This window comes from Aliiroseovarius crassostreae (assembly GCF_049803815.1).
Classification (GTDB): Bacteria; Pseudomonadota; Alphaproteobacteria; order Rhodobacterales; family Rhodobacteraceae; genus Aliiroseovarius; species Aliiroseovarius crassostreae_A.
This window is the reverse complement of sequence record NZ_JBNAGI010000001.1, coordinates 763,433-779,933: the sequence shown is the minus strand read 5'-3', so window position 1 is coordinate 779,933 and position 16,501 is coordinate 763,433. Positions and strand designations below refer to the sequence as shown.

The following is a 16,501-nucleotide window of genomic DNA, read 5'->3' as shown; positions in this document are numbered from 1 at the left end:
TCGCTCAATCTCATAAGATCACGCGCAAAAACCGCCGCAGGCGCGGGGCCTCGGCGGTTTGCAGCTTGTCTTGTCCGGTGCAGTCACAGATCGGACTGCAGCCAAGGCTTATGCGCTCAGCGACTTCCGGCCACGCGCACGACGCGCGTTCAGGATTTTGCGGCCAGCTTTGGTGGCCATGCGCGAGCGGAAGCCGTGGCGGCGTTTGCGAACCAGGTTCGAGGGTTGGTAGGTGCGTTTCATCGCCCGTCTCCGTTTGGGCCCTGTGTCCGGTCTGGCGATCCGCGCTCTGATCTCTCAGATCAAGCAGCCGCCGATGCATATGCAAACGGATTCGGGCAGGTGTTTCTTCGAAGCCCGGTCTATAGGGGGCATTGGGGCGCAAGTCAAATGGGAAAACCCAAGAAATTTGCAGCCATCCCTCTTGCAGGCCATGCCGTGATTTCCCCATTCAACCCCACAAGATCAAGAGGTTTTTTGCTGAGATAAGCCGGATTTGACGGGTTTGGTGGGTGAAGCCCCGGAATTTATGGTATAAACAGCCGGAAATGGGTCAGGCAGGGGTCTGACCGGGTTTGTGCGTATGACCTTAGGCGTTCGCGAAACAACGTGAGACACGAGTTGATTTGAAAACGTCGGCAAGGCTACCAAAGTCTGATCGTTTCGAGAGAAACATGCGAGCAAAAAACGGCTCGAAACGTATTCGGGGGAATAAATATGGAATGGATTGCAGTTGAAGTGAAGGGGCATGTGTTGCGCATGTGGCCCGATGGTGGGGACGAGATTCGCCGTGGGCTGAATGTTGGTGTGACCCTGGCCTCCTTGGTGCCGGAGATTGAACACACGGTGTCCTTGCAGCCCCATACGCGCATTCTGGCCACCGGGGTGCGGGTTGGTGCCCCTGTCACGGTGCCGTGCAAACTGGCCGAACCGCGCCATGTACCCGAGGTGGATCCGCGCCTTTACGTCTATCCCGCTGTGAAACAGGACGCGCCTGCCGGGCTGATCGGCTATGACGTGGCGCGTCTGGCTGGGCTGTTGGCGCGTGACCCGGGGTTTGACGGGGTCGCCTGCCTGATCGGCAGTCAAACTGTCTGGGCACAGATCAGCGCCGAGGAAGTCGTGAGTTTCCAGGCCGCCGCCACCAGCCAGATGGCCCATCTTTTTGGGGCCAAGCTGTGCACTGGGACCGGATTTGACGATGCGATGTCGGATGTGATTGCCCGCCCGCAACAGCTCGCAACACGGATCGCCAGCCTGCGTTCCGCCAGAACTCTGGGGCAGTTGGATGAGGCCGCGGCGCAGGCGGAACTCAGCGGTGCCTTGATTGGTGCAGAGCTTGCCGCGATGCGCCCGTATTGGCTGGGGCAACGGGTGGCGGTGATCGGCGATGCCGGACCTGTCGCCATCTACACCCAGGCCTTGAAGGCACAGGGGGTGATGGCGGAACCGCATGACGGGGCGGCGCTCGCGCTGGACGGGCTGCATCCGAAAACGCCTGAACCGGCGTAACGGTTTCAACAATACAAACAACAGAGCAGACATGACCCTTCTGGACGAGCTTCTCGGTGCCCTTGGGACGAAATACGTGCTGACCGGGGCGGATTGTGCCCCCTGGGTCACGGACTGGACCGGGAAATATACCAGCAACCCGCTGGCGGTGCTGCGGCCCGGCAGCACGGATGAGGTCTCTGCCGTGATGCGGATCGCCCATGATCACGGCACAGCTGTGGTGCCGGTTTCTGGCCGCACCGGGTTGACCGGCGGCGGGCAGGCGGGGCCGGATGCGCTGATCCTGTCGCTTGATCGGATGAACCGGATCCGTGACATTCGCCCCAAGGCCCATCTGGCAATTGTGGATGCGGGCGTTGTGCTTGAAACCTTGCACGGGGCGGTGGCCGAGCATGGCCTGAGCTTTCCGATGACCTTCGGTGCAAAGGGCTCTGCGATGATCGCGGGGATGCTGTCGACCAATGCGGGGGGATCGAACGTGCTGCGTTACGGCAATATGCGCGATCTTTGCCTGGGGCTGGAGGTGGTGCTGCCCGACGGCACGCGGCTTGATTTGATGCGCGAACTGCACAAGGACAACTCGGGCTATGACCTGAAAAACCTGTTCATTGGCGCGGAAGGCACGCTGGGGGTGATCACCGGGGCGGTTCTGAAACTGGTGCCTGCGCCGCGCGCCTTTGCCACGGCGATGGTGGCGGTGCCCACGCTGACGGATGCGCTGGATCTGCTCAATCACCTGCAGACCGGCACCGGCGGCGCGGTGGAGGCGTTTGAATATATGCCCGCCGCCTATGTCGCCCGGTTGCAGGAAATGCACCCGGACAGCCGCCCGCCCTTTGCCGACCGTCACGAGGTCAACCTGTTGATCGAGGTGGGCGCGCTGGCGACACGCGATGCCACGCCCGCAGCGGATGGCAGCCTGCCCATCGTGTCTTACCTGGAGGAGCTTCTGGCCGAGCGGATGGAAGACGGGCAGGTGGTTGACGCGGTGATCGCCCAAAACGATGCGCAACGGGCCGAGATGTGGGCGCGCCGCGAAGCCGCCGCCGAGGTGTCGCTGTCGCGCAACCCCATTGTGAACAACGATATCGCCCTGCCGCTGGATGTGATCGACGGGTTTTTCACCCGGATGCAGGAGGTGCTACAGGATCTGGATCCGGGGGCCGACACGCTCTCGGTCGCGCATCTGGGGGATGGCAACATTCACTACTGTGTCTACCCCAGCAACGCGGCCCTATGTGACCCGGTGATGGAAGCGGTTGAAGATGTGGTCCTGTCGCTGGGCGGCAGTTTTTCGGCTGAACACGGCATTGGCCTGTCCAAACTCCCCTCCATGCGCCGCCGAAAATCGCCTGCGGCTCTTCAGGTGATGCGCCAGATCAAACATGCGATGGACCCGAAAGGCATCATGAACCCGGGGAAATTGCTGCCGGAATAGGCGTGCGCTGCCCGGGGCGGATGGCTTCATCGACATATGCTGCGCTGCGCAAATCTGCCCACTATAACTATAGAATATATAAGGAGTGTGAGTTTTGGGTTCAGGTCACGATCACAGCCATGGCCATTCTCACGGGCCAACATTGACAAACGATGCGCCCGAAGTGGAACGTCGGTCCAAAGAGCGCGCAATTGCCATTGCGGCACTCCTGACTGGCGGTTTCATGACTGCAGAAGTCGTAGGAGGTCTGATCTCAGGAAGCCTGGCACTTCTCGCAGACGCGGGACATATGCTGACGGATTTCGCATCGCTCATTCTTGCGTGGCTCGCATTCCGGCTTGCCCGGCGACCCGCAGATTGGAAGCGCACCTATGGGTTTGACCGCTTTTCGGTTCTTGCCGCCTTCGTCAATGGTTTGAGTCTATTTGCCATCGCCATCTGGATTTTTATCGAGGCCGTGCAGAGATTGCGAGACCCTTCCGACGTCTTGGGCGGGCTTATGCTCTGGATCGCCGTCGGTGGCCTTATCGTAAACATTTTGGCCTTCTGGGTGCTCTCACGCGCCGAGGGCGAAAACCTGAATGTCCGTGCGGCGGCGCTCCACGTGCTGGGGGATCTTTTGGGGTCGGTTGCCGCCATCATTGCGTCAGTGGTCATCATCTGGACCGGATGGACACCTATAGATCCAATCCTTTCAGTGCTTGTCGTGGTGCTTATTCTGCGTTCGGCCTGGGCCGTCGTGCGCGAGAGCGGACACATTCTTCTTGAAGGTGCACCACGCGGCTTTGATGCGCGCCTGATTGCATCCGACCTTGAAACGAACGTCCCCGGTGTGGCGCGCGCGTATCATCTCCACGCTTGGTCGATTACGCAAGAACGCCCGATGGCGACGTTAGAGATTGATCTTGAGGCTGGCGCGGATCATCACTTTGTCCGGCGTGCAGTGAAGGAACGTGTTCAGGAATTGTCCGGCGTCGAGCATGTAACCGTGGAGATTTCAGGCGGTGATAAAGCAAGCGATGCGCGCGAAAGCAGATGCTGAGATGTCTTGCGGAATTAGCAGCGATGCAGCTTCGTCCGAAAACCTGACCCCGGATCCCCCTTCACCCTGACGTTCAAAAAAGGCCCGAGCTTTAATGCGCGGGCCTTTCCAGTTTCAGTAACTATAGTCCGCGTAGATCCGTTTCAGGTCGCCGTTCCAGTCGCCGTGGTAATGCTCCAACAGCTCATCGGCGGGGGTTTTGCCCTCTTCCACACTATCTTGCAACGCGTTCAGGAAGTGGCGCTCATCGGGCACCATGCCGCCGATCCCCGGACGGGCGCGGCGTTTCAGGCCCTGTTTGGCGATCTCGATGGTCTCGCGAGCCAGATCGATGATCTTCACGCCGTTCGCTTCGCCCTGCAGCCCATCGACAGAGGCCGCCACGCGCAGCGCTTCGCGGGTTTCCGCGTCCCAGCCCTTGGCCAGATCCCAGGCCGCATCCAGGCTGTCCTGACAATACATCAGGCCGACCCAATAGGCGGGCAGGGCGCAGATGCGCCGCCACGGGCCACCATCCGCCCCGCGCATTTCCATATACTGCTTGATGCGAACCTCGGGGAAGGCGGTGGTCAGGTGGTCGGCCCAATCCGACAGCGTGGGCGTCTCGCCGGGCAGCGCGGGCAGCTTGCCCTGCATGAAGTCGCGGAAGCTCATCCCCAACGCGTTGATATATTGCCCGTCGCGATAGACAAAATACATCGGCACATCGAGCGCATATTGCACATACCGCTCAAATCCCATGCCCTCTTCAAACACAAAGGGCAGCATCCCGGTGCGCGACGCATCCAGATCGCGCCAGATGCGCGAGCGCCAGCTTTTGTGCCCGTTCGGTTTGCCTTCGAAAAACGGTGAATTGGCAAAGAGCGCGGTGGCGACAGGTTGCAGCGCCAGACCCACGCGGAACTTTTGCACCATGTCGGCCTCGGACGCGAAATCGAGGTTCACCTGAACGGTGCAGGTCCGGTACATCATCTGTTTGCCGTGGGTGCCGACCGTATCCATATAGTCGGTCATCAGCTTGTAGCGCCCCTTGGGCATCACGGGCATCTGATCATGGGTCCATTCCGGGGCCGCGCCCAGACCGATGAACCGCGCACCGATCTTGTCGGCCACCTGGTGCACTTCGCGCAGGTGTTCGTTCACCTCGTCGCAGGTCTGATGAATATTGTCCAAGGGTGCGCCAGACAGTTCAAACTGCCCGCCCGGTTCAAGCGAGATATTGGCCCCGTTGCGCTTCAGCCCAATCAGGTTCTCGCCTTCGCGAATTTCTTCCCAGCCAAATTCATCGCGCAGCCCTTCCAGCATGTGCAGGATCGACCGGTCGCCCGCGTAGGGCAGCGGTTTGAACGTGTCCTGACAATAGCCGAATTTCTCGTGCTCGGTGCCGATCTTCCACGCCTCGCGCGGCTTGCACCCGTCTTCCAGGTATTGGGCCAGTTGGGCATGGTCGGTGATCGGGCCGCCGCCGGATTGGGGGATGGACATGAAGGGCACTCCTCGCGCGCGTATCTCGGACCCGCATTAGGTGGGGGAAACCACCGGGAGTGTCAATCCGTCCGAATGCCCTCTTGGATCAAAGCAGTGGGACGACCTTGCGCGACCAGATCACGATCCTGTCAGAGGCCCCTTGTGCATCGTGGCCATCAATAGCAGCGTTTACCGCGCGGATCGCGGCGGAGATGTCCATTTCGGGCAGCACGGCCATGGCATCAAACAGCTGTTCGGCCCCTTCGGCAGACACCGGAATGGTCAAAAGCTCCATCCCCGTGCGAAACCGCCAAACCGGCTGCCCGGCACTGTCGCGCGACAGGCTGATTTCATGGACCAGATCCAGCGAGGCAAAACCACCGCCCCCCGGAATATGGGCCGGGGCCAGATAGATCACCTGCCGTTCGTCGATTTGCACCACACCAACGCCCCCGGTTCCGGTGCGGATGCGCGCGCGTTGCACCCCCTGCCATGTGATGGCCGCGCCGATCAGCGTCAGCGCAACCCCCATCCATTTCAACAGGCCCAGCGACCCAATGGCCCACCACAGACCAAGGGCTGCTATCCCTGTCCCGATCAGGGCTTCGCGATAGCGCAGGATCTGGGTCTGTGCGTCGGGGCGGATCATGGGCGGGCTCCGATTGTGACGGGGGTCGACAGAATGGCGAGCGTATACTCCCCGATCCGTTCAAACCCGATGGCTTCATAGGCGCGACAGGCGGCCTCGCCGCTGGCGAAAAGGATTGCGGTTGTTACACCCGCTGCGCGTGCCTCTTTCAGATGGGCGGCCACGACCCGGCGTGCAAGCCCTTGCCCGCGTGCTTCGGCCGGGGTGTAGACCCCACCGATCTGCACCATGTCGGGCAGTTGCGCGTTGAAGGCGGTCATTGCCACCGGGGTGTCGTTTTCGGTCAACAGGCGCACATGGCCCGTGGCAATGGTGGTATCCACGCGGTCCGCAATCACCTGTGTCAGCGCCGCATCATCCGCCGCGCCAAGCGCTTCGATATGGTAAGCGCGAAACCAACGGGTCAGCAGCGCTGTGTCGTCTCCGGTGGGTTTGCGGATCTCAGCTGCCCCCGGATCGTGCAACTGATCCAGCGACAGGCGGTAAAGCGGCTCCACCCGGTCCAGATCATAGGCGGCCCCGTCCAGCCCCAGCACCGCCTTCATCCCGTCGACCAGTTTCGCGGCGCCGTTCAGCCCGGCCACCTGCTGCCCCTGCATTGCGTCGTGAAATCCCTGCCAGAACATCGCCCCTTCCCCGCAGGCGTTGAGGAAACCAGCGTTGGAGCGGGAGAACACGCCAATGATCTCGCCATCCTTGTCGTCGACCCAAAATTGCGCCGCATGGGGGTGGTCCGACCCGGACAGGCCAAAACGCGCCAGCCCCGCGCGCATGAACATGGTGGTTTCCGCGTGGCGCGAGAGGAAAGTAGCCATGGGCCTCTCGTCACCCGAACGCGCTGGGCGGATCATCCCCAATCCCCCAGATGTTGCTGCCAGAGGGTGAGAGCGGCGACGGCGGCGGTGTCGGCGCGCAGGATGCGGGGGCCGAGGCTGACGGCGTGGCCCATGTCGCGCAGCTTGGCGCGTTCCCCTTCGGAAAACCCGCCTTCCGGGCCGATGAAGATCGCCCATTTGTCGCCGCCCGCATGGCCCAGCGTTTCCGCCGCGCCCACCAGTGCTTCGTCGCAGAACATGATCTGGCGCTCTGGATCCCAGTCGGCCAGCAGGCGATCGAGGCGGGTCAGGTCGCGCACCTCGGGCACATAGGTTCCGCCGCATTGTTCTGCGGCCTCGACAGCGTGGGCCTGCAACCGGTCGCGGCGGATCCGTTCGGAATTGGTGAACTCTGTCTGCATGGGCTGGATCACCGCAGCCCCCATTTCTGCCGCCTTTTCCACGATGAAATCGGTGCGCGCTTTTTTAATCGGCGCAAAGCATAGCCACAGGTCGGGTGGCAATTGCAACGGCCCCGTCTGGTCGCGACAGACCAGCGCCCCCTTGCGCTTGCCCGCTTCGGCCACCTCGGCGGTGAACTCGCCATCACGCCCGTTAAACAGCGACACAAGGTCGCCCACCGACAGGCGCATCACGTTAAAAAGATAGTTCGCCTGGTCGCGATCCAGCAAAACGGTTTGCCCCGCGCCCAAAGGCTGCTCTACAAAGAGCCTGATTTTCGCCTGCTTCATCGCACGCCCTCCAATTCACGAGCACCCTATGACCCAACGAGACGAGATGCCAGACCCAAGCGGACAGGTGGCCGACGCCTATCAGGGCAATTGGGTGGATCGCTGGGCCCCGGCCTGGTCGCGGCCCTACCTGCGCCTGTCGCGCGCGGATCGTCCGATTGGCACGTGGCTTTTGCTGATCCCGTGCTGGTGGGGGCTTTTGTTGGCGATTGGCAGCACAAACAGCTTTGGCTGGGACGATATCTGGATTGCGCTGGGCTGTGCCATGGGCGCGTTTTTGATGCGCGGGGCCGGCTGCACCTGGAATGACATCACAGACCGCAAGTTTGACGCGGCGGTGGAACGCACCAAAAGCCGCCCGATCCCGTCGGGGCAGGTCAGCGTGCGTGGGGCTGTGATCTGGATGGGGCTTCAGGCGCTGGTGTCGCTGATGATCCTTCTGACCTTCAACACCGCCGCGATCGCGATGGGGTTCATCGCGGTGATCCCGGTTCTGATCTACCCCTTTGCCAAGCGGTTCACCTGGTGGCCGCAAATGTTTCTGGGTGTTGCCTTCAACTGGGGCGCGCTTCTGGCCTGGGTGGCGCATACGGGATCATTGGAGTGGCCCGCCGTGGCGCTGTATCTGGCGGGGATCAGCTGGACGCTGTTTTACGACACGATCTATGCCCATCAGGACAAAGAGGATGATGCGCTGATCGGGGTGAAATCCACGGCGCGGCTGTTTGGCGCCAAGACGCGCCAATGGCTGATGCTCTTCATGATCCTGACCATCGTGATGATGGCGCTGGCGACCATTCAGGCGCTGGGGGATCGTAACATCCTGTCGCTGGTCCTTGCGCTGGGCGGGGCCTGGGCGATGGGCTGGCACCTGGCCTGGCAGATGCGGATGCTGGATATTGATGACACCGAAACCTGCCTGCGGCTTTTCCGCGCAAATCGCGATACGGGCCTGATTCCCGTGCTGTTTTTTGCCGTTTCCGCGCTCGTGTGATTGCACCATGCGAACCTGTCGCCTAAGACAGGGAAACCCACCCGGAACTTACCGTTCAGATATCGCAACCCGGAACTCCATATGCGCTTGACCCCCACCATTCTGACCCCCGGCCTGTTCGCCATTGCCGCTTTGTTGTCGCTCTTTGGTGCGCGCGTCGCGGTGACGGCGATTGAAAGTATTTCGGCGGACAGCGTGCGCGACGAACTGGTGTTGCAGGGCTATGAATGGTCACAGGTGCAGGCGGATGGTTTGAAGGTTGTCGTCTCTGGCACCGCGCCCAGTGAAACCGACCGCTTCCGCGCCATTTCGGCCGCGGGCACTGTGGTGGATGCGGCACGGGTCATTGACAATATGCAGGTGCCGGCCGCCGAAGCGATCCAACCGCCGAAGTTTTCGCTGGAAATCTTGCGCAATGACAGTGGCATTTCCCTGATCGGGCTGATCCCGGCGGACAGTGACCGCGACGGGTTGAACGCCGAGATCAAAGGGATCGCCGGGCGCGGCAGCGTGACCGACCTGATGGGGGTGGCGGATCACCCGGTGCCGAAGAACTGGGAAGAGGCGTTGGAATTTGCGGTGACGGCGCTGGAAACCTTGCCCCGCGCCAAAATCTCGATGGATGCAAACCGTGTGTCGATCACCGCCGTAGCTGACAGTATTGAACAGAAAACCACATGGGAGCGGGCGCTGAAACGCGCCGCCCCGCGCAACTTGCTTTTGTTGATGGATATCTCGGCCCCGCGCCCGGTGATCACCCCGTTTACGCTGCGCTTTATCATCGACGAACAGGGGCCGCGATTTGATGCCTGCTCCGCCCATGACACTGTGGGGCGGGCCAAGATCGTTTCGGCGGCTGTGCGCGCGGGGCTGATCTCAGGCACGGAATGCACCATTGGTCTGGGTGTGCCCTCGGCCGACTGGCCCGAAGCGGTTCAGGCCGGGATTGACGCGGTGGCAAAGCTTGAGGGCGGTTCGATCACCTTCTCGGACGCGGATGTGACCCTGGTGGCCCCTGCAGGCACCGCGCAATCCGAGTTTGATCGGGTGGTGGGCGAGCTGGAGGCGGATCTTCCGTCGCTTTATTCCCTGCATTCTGTCCTGCCTGAGGTCGTGAAGATTGATGGATCCGGCGAAGGGGATGGCCCACCTGAATTTGTGGCGACCCTGAGCCCCGAAGGGCAGGTGCAACTGCGCGGTCGTCTGACCGATGATATTCAGCGCGCCGCCACCGAAAGTGTGGCGCGGGCGCAGTTTGGCGTCGGCGCGGTATATGCCGCCACACGGCTGGATCCCGAACTGCCCGCCGGTTGGCCTACCCGTGTTCTGGCCGGGCTTGAGGCATTGGGGCATCTGAACAACGGTGCTGTTGTGGTGCAGCCCGACGTGGTGGTCGTCCGGGGCAATACCGGTGATCCGGACGCCAGCGCCACCATCTCGCGTATTCTGGCCGAAAAGCTTGGGGCGTCGCAGAACTATCAGGTCAATGTGGTCTATAAGGAGGCGCTGGATCCGGTGCTGGGCCTGCCCACCCCGCAGGAATGTGTGGCCGAGATCAATCTGATGCTGGCAGAAAGCAAAATCACCTTTGCCCCGGGATCCGCCAATATCGAAGCAAGTGCCGCAGATACGCTGGATAAGATCGCAGAACTGCTAAAGACCTGCGGTGACGTGCGGATGGAAATTGCCGGCTATACCGACAGTCAGGGCCGCGAAGAGATGAACCGCAACCTGTCGCAAAGCCGCGCCCAGGCCGTGCTGACCGCGCTCTTGGCGCGCCGGGTGCTGACCTCGAACCTGGCTGCGAAAGGCTATGGCGAAGAGGATCCGATTGCCGGAAATGACACCGAGGAAGGGCGCGAAGCCAACCGTCGGATCGAGTTCCATCTTCTGGAGGCGCCCGCCGGGGATCAGGCCGATGCGCCGGCGGATCCGGTAGCGGAGCCGGTGGCACAGGATCGGGGGGAGGGCGCAGATGATCGCCCCGCTGAGGGGCAGGACCCGCCGGGGGATGCGCCGGCTGATGCGACCCAACCGGATGACAGCGCCGATGCGGCAGCGGGCACAGCACCCGCACCTGACGCGGCTGATGATGCCGACCCCACCGGCGTGGTGGCCCAAACCCCGGAAGATGACGATCCACGCCCGGCCCCGCGCCCGGAAGGGTCGGATGGCGATACATCCAACAGCGACGCCTCGCAGTAAGGAAACCAGATATGAACCGCACCGAATTCATCATCGTCACCGCGATCATCCTGTTTGTCGCCTTTGCGCTGGGCTGGTTTGCCCATTGGATGATCCACCGTTTTGCCAAGGTGACCGGCAACGAAATGGGCGAAATTGACCGCATGGCGCAGCAATTGCACGAGGCCGAGGAAACCCGCGATCAGGCCATCACCTATCTGCAAAGCCGCGAGGCGGAGATGTCGAACCAGCTGCAACAGACCGAGGCGGAGTTGCGCGCGGCGATGGACGGGTTGCGCGATGCGCGCCAAGAGGCGGAAGAGCTGCGCAGCTATATCGAACGCACCCAGGGCAGCGCCTGATCCCTTTGCGCTCCATTCTTTTTCTTGCCCAAAATACCTTGGGGTGAAAGAGCCGCAGGCTCTGAGGGGCAAAGCCCCTGACCCGATCCCCGATGCCGGTCTGGCCTTCGGGGTTAGCCTTCCTCTGCCCCCGAACGCACGGTGCGATAAATCCCTTCCGGCAGGTCCAATGCGGCCACCAGATCGGTGATCTGTGTCATCGACAGGGTGATCTTATGCACCTGATCGGTGCGCGGATCCCATTGTTCCACCGTCACGCAACTGGCAAAGGCGGTGATGATCACATCTTCCTTGAGAGGGGTTTCGCCTTCATCCACCAAGGTGACGACGGAGGCGTCAAAATCGTGTTCGATTGTAAACATAGGACCAGCCTAAGGGCAATTCCGGGCGAGGTGAAGGGCGGAGTGACCCGATCTTCCATCTGGATTTGGGCCGATTGCTGGTTTGATAGAGGTCAAAGCGCAGGCAGGGCAGGGCCGCCACACTCGGACATGGAGGATAGAACAATGAAGGATACTGTAAAACAGGGCTTTGCCTTTCACGCCGATCTGGTGCGCCGGATGGCAGGCAAGCTGGGCCTGGATCTGACCCGCGAGTTGGAAGCCGGGCGGATCAGCTTTGATGGAATGGATGATGCGGTGCATCGCTGCATGGGATGTTCCGACCCGGAAGGGTGTACGCTGTGGCTGGATGAGCATCAGGGCGGATCCCATGAGGCGCCGGAAATCTGCCAAAACCGCGCGCTTTTCAAACGGCTGGGCTAGTCGCCGCCGGGGCGCGCGCCTATAACGGCCTTATGGCGCGGATGAAGATGCAACAATTTACCGGGTTTCTCACCGATCGCGGTTCGAAATACGCGGTCACAGGGGGGCCCGTTGCGTCGCGTGAAGAGGTGCGAGAGTTCCTCAAGCAACTGACCCGCAACAAGAAATACGCCAAGGCAACCCACAACACCTGGGGCGTGCTGTTCGACGACGGTCCGCAAAAGGGGGATGATGGGGAAAGCGGTGCGGGGATCGTGATCACGCGGATGCTGGAACGCGCAGGACTGACCAATCACATCGTTGTTGTGACCCGCTGGTATGGCGGGGTCAAGCTGGGCGGCGACCGGTTTCGCCGGGTGCAGGATGCGGTCGACTACTATCTGGAACGGCGAGAGGATTAAGGCAGGTGTGGATCGGGAATGAAATGGGGCGGTTTTGGGACCGTTGTATCTGGTCCTGGAATGGATGGTGTGACGGCTGGCGCAACGAGAAATCCGTGCGCCAATGGGGCTATGCCTGGATCGTTTCGTCCGGCTTGGCCTTCGTGCTGGACCTGAGCACAACCGAGCGCGCACTGATTCTCTCGCTGGGATTTCTGGTGATTGCAGCAGAGCTGATCAATACGGCGATTGAACGGGCGGTGGATCTGGTCACGCAGGAACATCATGATCTGGCTGGCCGCGCCAAGGATGCGGCCAGCGCCTTTGTCGCGCTGACGGCAATTGCTGTGGGGATCGCCTGGGCGGTGATCCTGTTGGGGTAAGGTCGCGGACCCGAAAGCGGGTCTAAAAAGGGGCTGATGTCAGCCCGCTTCCTCTTCCAGATGCAGTTTCATATCCAGCAGCACATGTTGCAGCGCCAGCGTCTCGCGCAGCAGACGTTTGGCTTCGTTGATGGTGATGATCCCATCTTCTATCGACTGTTGATATTCTGCCATTAACATCGCAAACCGTTGAGAAAGCGCAATAACATCGGCGTTCACGCCGCCGGACGGGGTGTTTTTGCGTTCAACGTCATAGGACATGGTGATGCCCTTGAGCTCTGCCAGGGCGCTGGTGACATGCGGGTATTTCGACGCCTCTTCCAGCGCGGCCACCGCATCAATGGGCATAAAGCGGTCGCTGTGTTCTTCACTGTCGGAATAATAGCGCCCCAGTGTGGCCTTGGATTTTCCGGTCAGCGTACAGGCTGCCTCCAACCCCACATCCTTGACCAGCGCCTCGGTGTGTTTCTTCAAATAGCTGCCAATGCTCGCCATGCGTCCAACCCGTCTTCTACCTCGTGACGTGACCCACCTACACGGGCCACGGGGAATTCCGTCCCCCTTTTCCCATTAATCTGCGCGTAAGGGAATGGCTTTTATGATTTCAGTGATTTGAAGGGTTGAAGGTTTCAGCGTCCCCAGCGCTGAATAGGGTGGGGGTCCGATCGTAAGAGCGGGAAAGTCCGGCAATTTATGCCAGACAAAGTGAAGCGCCTGGCGCGTATGAGTGATGAGGTCTGTTCCATCCCCAAGACACTTAGGTGTCGCTGACCTCGGGTGTTTGTGCCGACAGCTTCGCCCCCATTCTTCGACCATTTGAAGGGATCGCCGGATGGTGGCAATCCGGGCGGCAAACCCGGGGGTCACTGCAAGGGAATTGCCGGTTGATCCTGCAACGGGCGCGGCGTATTTCGGATATATGGCCAAGCTTTATTTTCACTATTCGACCATGAATGCGGGGAAATCCACCCTGCTGTTGCAGGCGTCCTACAACTATAATGAACGTGACATGCAGACCTACCTGATGACCGCGCGGCTTGACGACCGTGCAGGCGCGGGGCGGATCGGGTCACGGATCGGGATCGGGGCAGAGGCGGATACGTTTGGCAGGGGCGAGGACCTGTTTGCCAAGATCAAGGCGCGGCTGGAGGCGAGCCCCTGCGCCTGTATCTTCATCGACGAGGCGCAGTTCCTGGAGCATGAACAGGTCTGGCAACTGGCCCGCGCGGTGGATGATCTGAACGTGCCGATCATGTGTTACGGGCTGCGGGTGGATTTCCAGGGCAACCTGTTTCCGGGCTCTGCGACGCTGTTGGCGCTGGCAGATGAAATGCGCGAGGCGCGCACCATTTGTCATTGCGGCAAGAAGGCCACGATGGTGGTGCGCCAGGATGAAAGCGGCCGGGTGCTGGTGGATGGCGATCAGGTTCAGATCGGCGGCAATGAGACCTATGTGTCGCTCTGTCGCAAACATTGGCGCGAAGCGGTGGGTGATTGTCCAACCTGAAGGAGCGCCTGCGGCGCGCACGATGTCTCGGCACCGGCTGCGCCGCTGCCTCGCGATTGCCTCCGGCGGGGATATTTTTGACCAGAAAATGGAGGGGGTGACGTGTTTCCCCAAAGGGTTAGACGGGTGTGAGCAGCGCGTCCCCCCGCGCGAAAGCTTCTAGATTGTCCATGGCGAGCATCCCCATTTCTGTGCGCACCTCCTCGGTTGCGGTCCCCAGATGTGGCAGAAGGGTTACGTTTTCGCGGTTGATCAGCGCCTGCGGCACCTTGGGTTCAAATTCATAAACATCCAGTCCGGCGCCGCCGATTTCTTTGGCGTCAAGGGCAGCGATCAAGGCGCGTTCCTCCACCACTTCGCCGCGTGAAATATTGATCACCAGCGCATGGGGTTGCATCGCGGAAAAGGTTTCAGCGCCAATGAGGTGGCGGGTCTCCGTGCCACCGGGCGTGGCAATCACAAGGATGTCGCAGGCTTTGGCCACGGCTTTGATGCTATCCAATTGCGTGGCGGGGATGTCGACCTGTTTGGGGGATCGGTTGAAGAACACCACATCCATGCCAAACCCATAATGGCTGCGTTTGGCGATGGCCTGACCGATCCGCCCCATGCCGATGATCCCCACGGTTTTGCCGGTGACATGCAGGCCCAGCATCTGGGTCGGGTGCCAGCCTTCCCATTTACCGGCCCGCAGCATCCGTTCACCTTCGCCCGCGCGGCGTGCGGTCATCAGGATCAGGGTCATGGCGGTGTCGGCGGTGGCGTCCGTCACCGCCCCCGGCGTGTTGCTGACCGCAACCCCATGTGCCTTGGCGGCGTCCACGTCGATATGGTTGTAGCCCACCCCGAAATTGGCAAGCAGTCGGGCGCGGATCTTGCCGGCCTTGGCGAAGATATCCGCCGTGTAGCGGTCCCCCAAAGTGGGCAGCACCAGGTCATAATCGGTGAGCGAGACCATCATTTCCGCCTCGCTCATCGCGGTGGTATCGGGGCGGATGGTGACGTCAAAGCCCGCGCGGGCGCGGTCCAGAACAGCCTCGGGAAGGGGGCGAGAAATGAACAGACTTAGCACAGGCGTGCCCCGTCCGGTGTGTCTTTGTCGGGTGTGATCAGCCCGACATTTCCATCTACATCATAAAGCCCAAGGATCAGGACTTCGGATCGCATCGGGCCGATTTGGCGTGGGGGGAAGTTTACCACGCCAAGGACGGATTTTCCGACCAGATCTTCGGGGGAATAGTGCTGGGTAATTTGGGCCGAGCTTTTGCGGGTGCCGATCTCTTCCCCGAAATCGACCCAAAGTTTGATTGCCGGTTTGCGCGCCTCGGGGAAGGGTTCCGCGCGCAGCACGGTGCCTTTGCGAATGTCGACCTTCATAAAGTCGTCAAAGGTGATTTCGGGGGTCGTGTCTGAGGTGTGATCAGCCATTTGCAAGCTCCTTTGATCGGTCTGCGGCGGCTTTGACCGCGCGGGGCAGAAGGGCGGGGAAGCCGTCGGTTTCATTCATTAAGACCTCCAGCGCGGCGGCGGTGGTGCCGCCGGGCGAGGTGACATTCACGCGCAGTTGTGATGGGCTTTCCTCAGTCGCTTCCGCTAACGCGCCCGCGCCCGCGACCGTCGCCTTGGCCAGTTGCATGGCGAGTTCTGCTGACAGCCCCTGCGCTTCGCCCGCCGCCGCAAGCGTTTCGATCAGGTGAAAGACATAAGCAGGGCCAGAACCGGACACGGCGGTCACCGCATCCATCTGATGTTCACCTTCAAGGCGCACCACCTGGCCCACGGCAGACAAAAGCGCCTCGGCCAGATCCATGTGGTCGGCGCTGGCCTGTGCATTGCCACAAATCGCGGTGATCCCGCGCGAAATGGCGGCAGGCGTGTTGGGCATGGCGCGGATGATTGGGGTCTGGTCGCCCAGCATCGCTTCATAGGCGGAAATCGGGGTGCCCGCCGCCACCGACAAGAACAAAGTGTCGCTGTTGCCCAAAGGCGCAAGCTCGGGCAGGGCGTCGCTCATCATCTGTGGCTTGACCGCGATCAGGACAATGGCCGGATTTTCGGGAAGTGCCGCGTTCAGGTTCAACCCGTCCAGCCCTTTCAGCCAGTCAGACGGGTAGGGGTCTTTGACCCAAACCGAACTGGCCGGCAGGCCCTGACCCAACCAGCCTTCCAGCATGGCCGACCCCATTTTGCCGCAGCCCAGCAACACCAGTCCGCGCGTTTTCAGTTCATCCATCTTCTCTCCTCCCGAGATT

At 61.2% G+C, this 16,501-nt stretch carries 20 protein-coding genes; 10 read left to right on the top strand and 10 right to left on the bottom strand.

Annotation, left to right across the window (positions count from 1 at the left end):
• Positions 1-108 precede the first annotated feature (108 nt).
• Entirely contained in the window at positions 109-243 is a 135-nt protein-coding gene (gene rpmH, locus ACP15V_RS03780) for a 50S ribosomal protein L34 (RefSeq protein ID WP_048599009.1), read from the bottom strand.
• 474 nt (positions 244-717) lie between these two features.
• On the opposite strand from rpmH, the gene ACP15V_RS03775 reads away from it, so the two are divergent.
• The 3 genes from ACP15V_RS03775 (at position 718) to ACP15V_RS03765 (ending at position 3,992) form a co-directional block, all read left to right on the top strand.
• Positions 718-1,512 carry a 2-dehydro-3-deoxygalactonokinase gene (locus ACP15V_RS03775; protein WP_424942343.1) on the top strand — a complete coding sequence of 265 codons (795 nt, stop codon included), beginning with the start codon at positions 718-720 and terminating at the stop codon, positions 1,510-1,512.
• Between the two features lie 31 nt (positions 1,513-1,543).
• The gene (locus ACP15V_RS03770; RefSeq protein WP_424942342.1) at positions 1,544-2,950 is read left to right on the top strand and encodes an FAD-binding oxidoreductase; all 1,407 of its coding nucleotides are present in this window, start codon (positions 1,544-1,546) and stop codon (positions 2,948-2,950) included.
• Positions 2,951-3,113: 163 nt separating this feature from the next.
• Positions 3,114-3,992 carry a cation diffusion facilitator family transporter gene (locus ACP15V_RS03765; RefSeq protein WP_424942341.1) on the top strand — a complete coding sequence of 293 codons (879 nt, stop codon included), beginning with the start codon at positions 3,114-3,116 and terminating at the stop codon, positions 3,990-3,992.
• A gap of 114 nt (positions 3,993-4,106) precedes the next feature.
• On the opposite strand, the gene ACP15V_RS03760 is transcribed toward ACP15V_RS03765, so the two are convergent.
• The 4 genes from ACP15V_RS03760 to ACP15V_RS03745 all read right to left on the bottom strand — a co-directional run bounded on the left by ACP15V_RS03760 (position 4,107) and on the right by ACP15V_RS03745 (position 7,675).
• A complete protein-coding gene (locus ACP15V_RS03760) occupies positions 4,107-5,477 on the bottom strand; it encodes a glutamate--cysteine ligase (protein WP_424942340.1) in 1,371 nt (456 codons plus the stop codon).
• Between the two features lie 88 nt (positions 5,478-5,565).
• The gene (locus tag ACP15V_RS03755; protein WP_424942339.1) at positions 5,566-6,108 is read right to left on the bottom strand and encodes a hypothetical protein; all 543 of its coding nucleotides are present in this window, start codon (positions 6,106-6,108) and stop codon (positions 5,566-5,568) included.
• Positions 6,105-6,923: a GNAT family N-acetyltransferase gene (locus ACP15V_RS03750; protein ID WP_424942338.1), complete on the bottom strand. Its 819-nt coding sequence runs from the start codon at positions 6,921-6,923 to the stop codon at positions 6,105-6,107. Before ACP15V_RS03750 ends, ACP15V_RS03755 begins: the two co-directional genes overlap by 4 nt.
• A gap of 32 nt (positions 6,924-6,955) precedes the next feature.
• Positions 6,956-7,675: a 16S rRNA (uracil(1498)-N(3))-methyltransferase gene (locus tag ACP15V_RS03745; RefSeq protein WP_424942337.1), complete on the bottom strand. Its 720-nt coding sequence runs from the start codon at positions 7,673-7,675 to the stop codon at positions 6,956-6,958.
• 28 nt (positions 7,676-7,703) lie between these two features.
• On the opposite strand from ACP15V_RS03745, the gene ubiA reads away from it, so the two are divergent.
• From ubiA to ACP15V_RS03730, 3 genes are all read left to right on the top strand, one after another.
• On the top strand, positions 7,704-8,669 hold the full coding sequence (gene ubiA, locus ACP15V_RS03740; RefSeq protein ID WP_424942336.1) for a 4-hydroxybenzoate octaprenyltransferase: 966 nt from the start codon (positions 7,704-7,706) through the stop codon (positions 8,667-8,669).
• Between the two features lie 81 nt (positions 8,670-8,750).
• Positions 8,751-10,874, top strand: coding sequence for an OmpA family protein (locus ACP15V_RS03735; protein WP_424942335.1), 2,124 nt, complete (start codon positions 8,751-8,753; stop codon positions 10,872-10,874).
• A gap of 11 nt (positions 10,875-10,885) precedes the next feature.
• On the top strand, positions 10,886-11,215 hold the full coding sequence (locus ACP15V_RS03730; protein WP_424942334.1) for a hypothetical protein: 330 nt from the start codon (positions 10,886-10,888) through the stop codon (positions 11,213-11,215).
• 113 nt (positions 11,216-11,328) lie between these two features.
• Here ACP15V_RS03730 and ACP15V_RS03725 read toward each other — a convergent pair whose 3' ends face one another.
• Positions 11,329-11,577: a hypothetical protein gene (locus tag ACP15V_RS03725; protein WP_424942333.1), complete on the bottom strand. Its 249-nt coding sequence runs from the start codon at positions 11,575-11,577 to the stop codon at positions 11,329-11,331.
• A 144-nt stretch (positions 11,578-11,721) separates the two neighbouring features.
• Here ACP15V_RS03725 and ACP15V_RS03720 point away from each other — a divergent pair, with 144 nt between their 5' ends.
• The 3 genes from ACP15V_RS03720 to ACP15V_RS03710 are packed head-to-tail and all read left to right on the top strand — an operon-like array spanning position 11,722 to position 12,742.
• On the top strand, positions 11,722-11,979 hold the full coding sequence (locus tag ACP15V_RS03720) for a DUF6455 family protein (protein WP_424942332.1): 258 nt from the start codon (positions 11,722-11,724) through the stop codon (positions 11,977-11,979).
• Positions 11,980-12,026: 47 nt separating this feature from the next.
• Positions 12,027-12,380, top strand: coding sequence for a YigZ family protein (locus ACP15V_RS03715; protein ID WP_424942331.1), 354 nt, complete (start codon positions 12,027-12,029; stop codon positions 12,378-12,380).
• A 5-nt stretch (positions 12,381-12,385) separates the two neighbouring features.
• The gene (locus ACP15V_RS03710) at positions 12,386-12,742 is read left to right on the top strand and encodes a diacylglycerol kinase (protein ID WP_424942330.1); all 357 of its coding nucleotides are present in this window, start codon (positions 12,386-12,388) and stop codon (positions 12,740-12,742) included.
• A 39-nt stretch (positions 12,743-12,781) separates the two neighbouring features.
• Here ACP15V_RS03710 and ACP15V_RS03705 read toward each other — a convergent pair whose 3' ends face one another.
• Positions 12,782-13,237 carry a hypothetical protein gene (locus ACP15V_RS03705; RefSeq protein ID WP_424942329.1) on the bottom strand — a complete coding sequence of 152 codons (456 nt, stop codon included), beginning with the start codon at positions 13,235-13,237 and terminating at the stop codon, positions 12,782-12,784.
• Positions 13,238-13,661: 424 nt separating this feature from the next.
• On the opposite strand from ACP15V_RS03705, the gene ACP15V_RS03700 reads away from it, so the two are divergent.
• The gene (locus ACP15V_RS03700) at positions 13,662-14,249 is read left to right on the top strand and encodes a thymidine kinase (protein ID WP_424942719.1); all 588 of its coding nucleotides are present in this window, start codon (positions 13,662-13,664) and stop codon (positions 14,247-14,249) included.
• Between the two features lie 118 nt (positions 14,250-14,367).
• On the opposite strand, the gene ACP15V_RS03695 is transcribed toward ACP15V_RS03700, so the two are convergent.
• From ACP15V_RS03695 to proC, 3 genes are read right to left on the bottom strand one after another with little or no spacing between them, the layout of a single operon-like run.
• On the bottom strand, positions 14,368-15,321 hold the full coding sequence (locus ACP15V_RS03695) for a 2-hydroxyacid dehydrogenase (protein ID WP_424942328.1): 954 nt from the start codon (positions 15,319-15,321) through the stop codon (positions 14,368-14,370).
• Positions 15,315-15,677, bottom strand: a complete 363-nt coding sequence (locus ACP15V_RS03690) for a tRNA-binding protein (RefSeq protein WP_424942327.1) — start codon at positions 15,675-15,677, stop codon at positions 15,315-15,317. Before ACP15V_RS03690 ends, ACP15V_RS03695 begins: the two co-directional genes overlap by 7 nt.
• Positions 15,670-16,482 carry a pyrroline-5-carboxylate reductase gene (gene proC / locus ACP15V_RS03685; RefSeq protein WP_424942326.1) on the bottom strand — a complete coding sequence of 271 codons (813 nt, stop codon included), beginning with the start codon at positions 16,480-16,482 and terminating at the stop codon, positions 15,670-15,672. Before proC ends, ACP15V_RS03690 begins: the two co-directional genes overlap by 8 nt.
• Between the last annotated feature and the right edge of the window lie 19 nt (positions 16,483-16,501).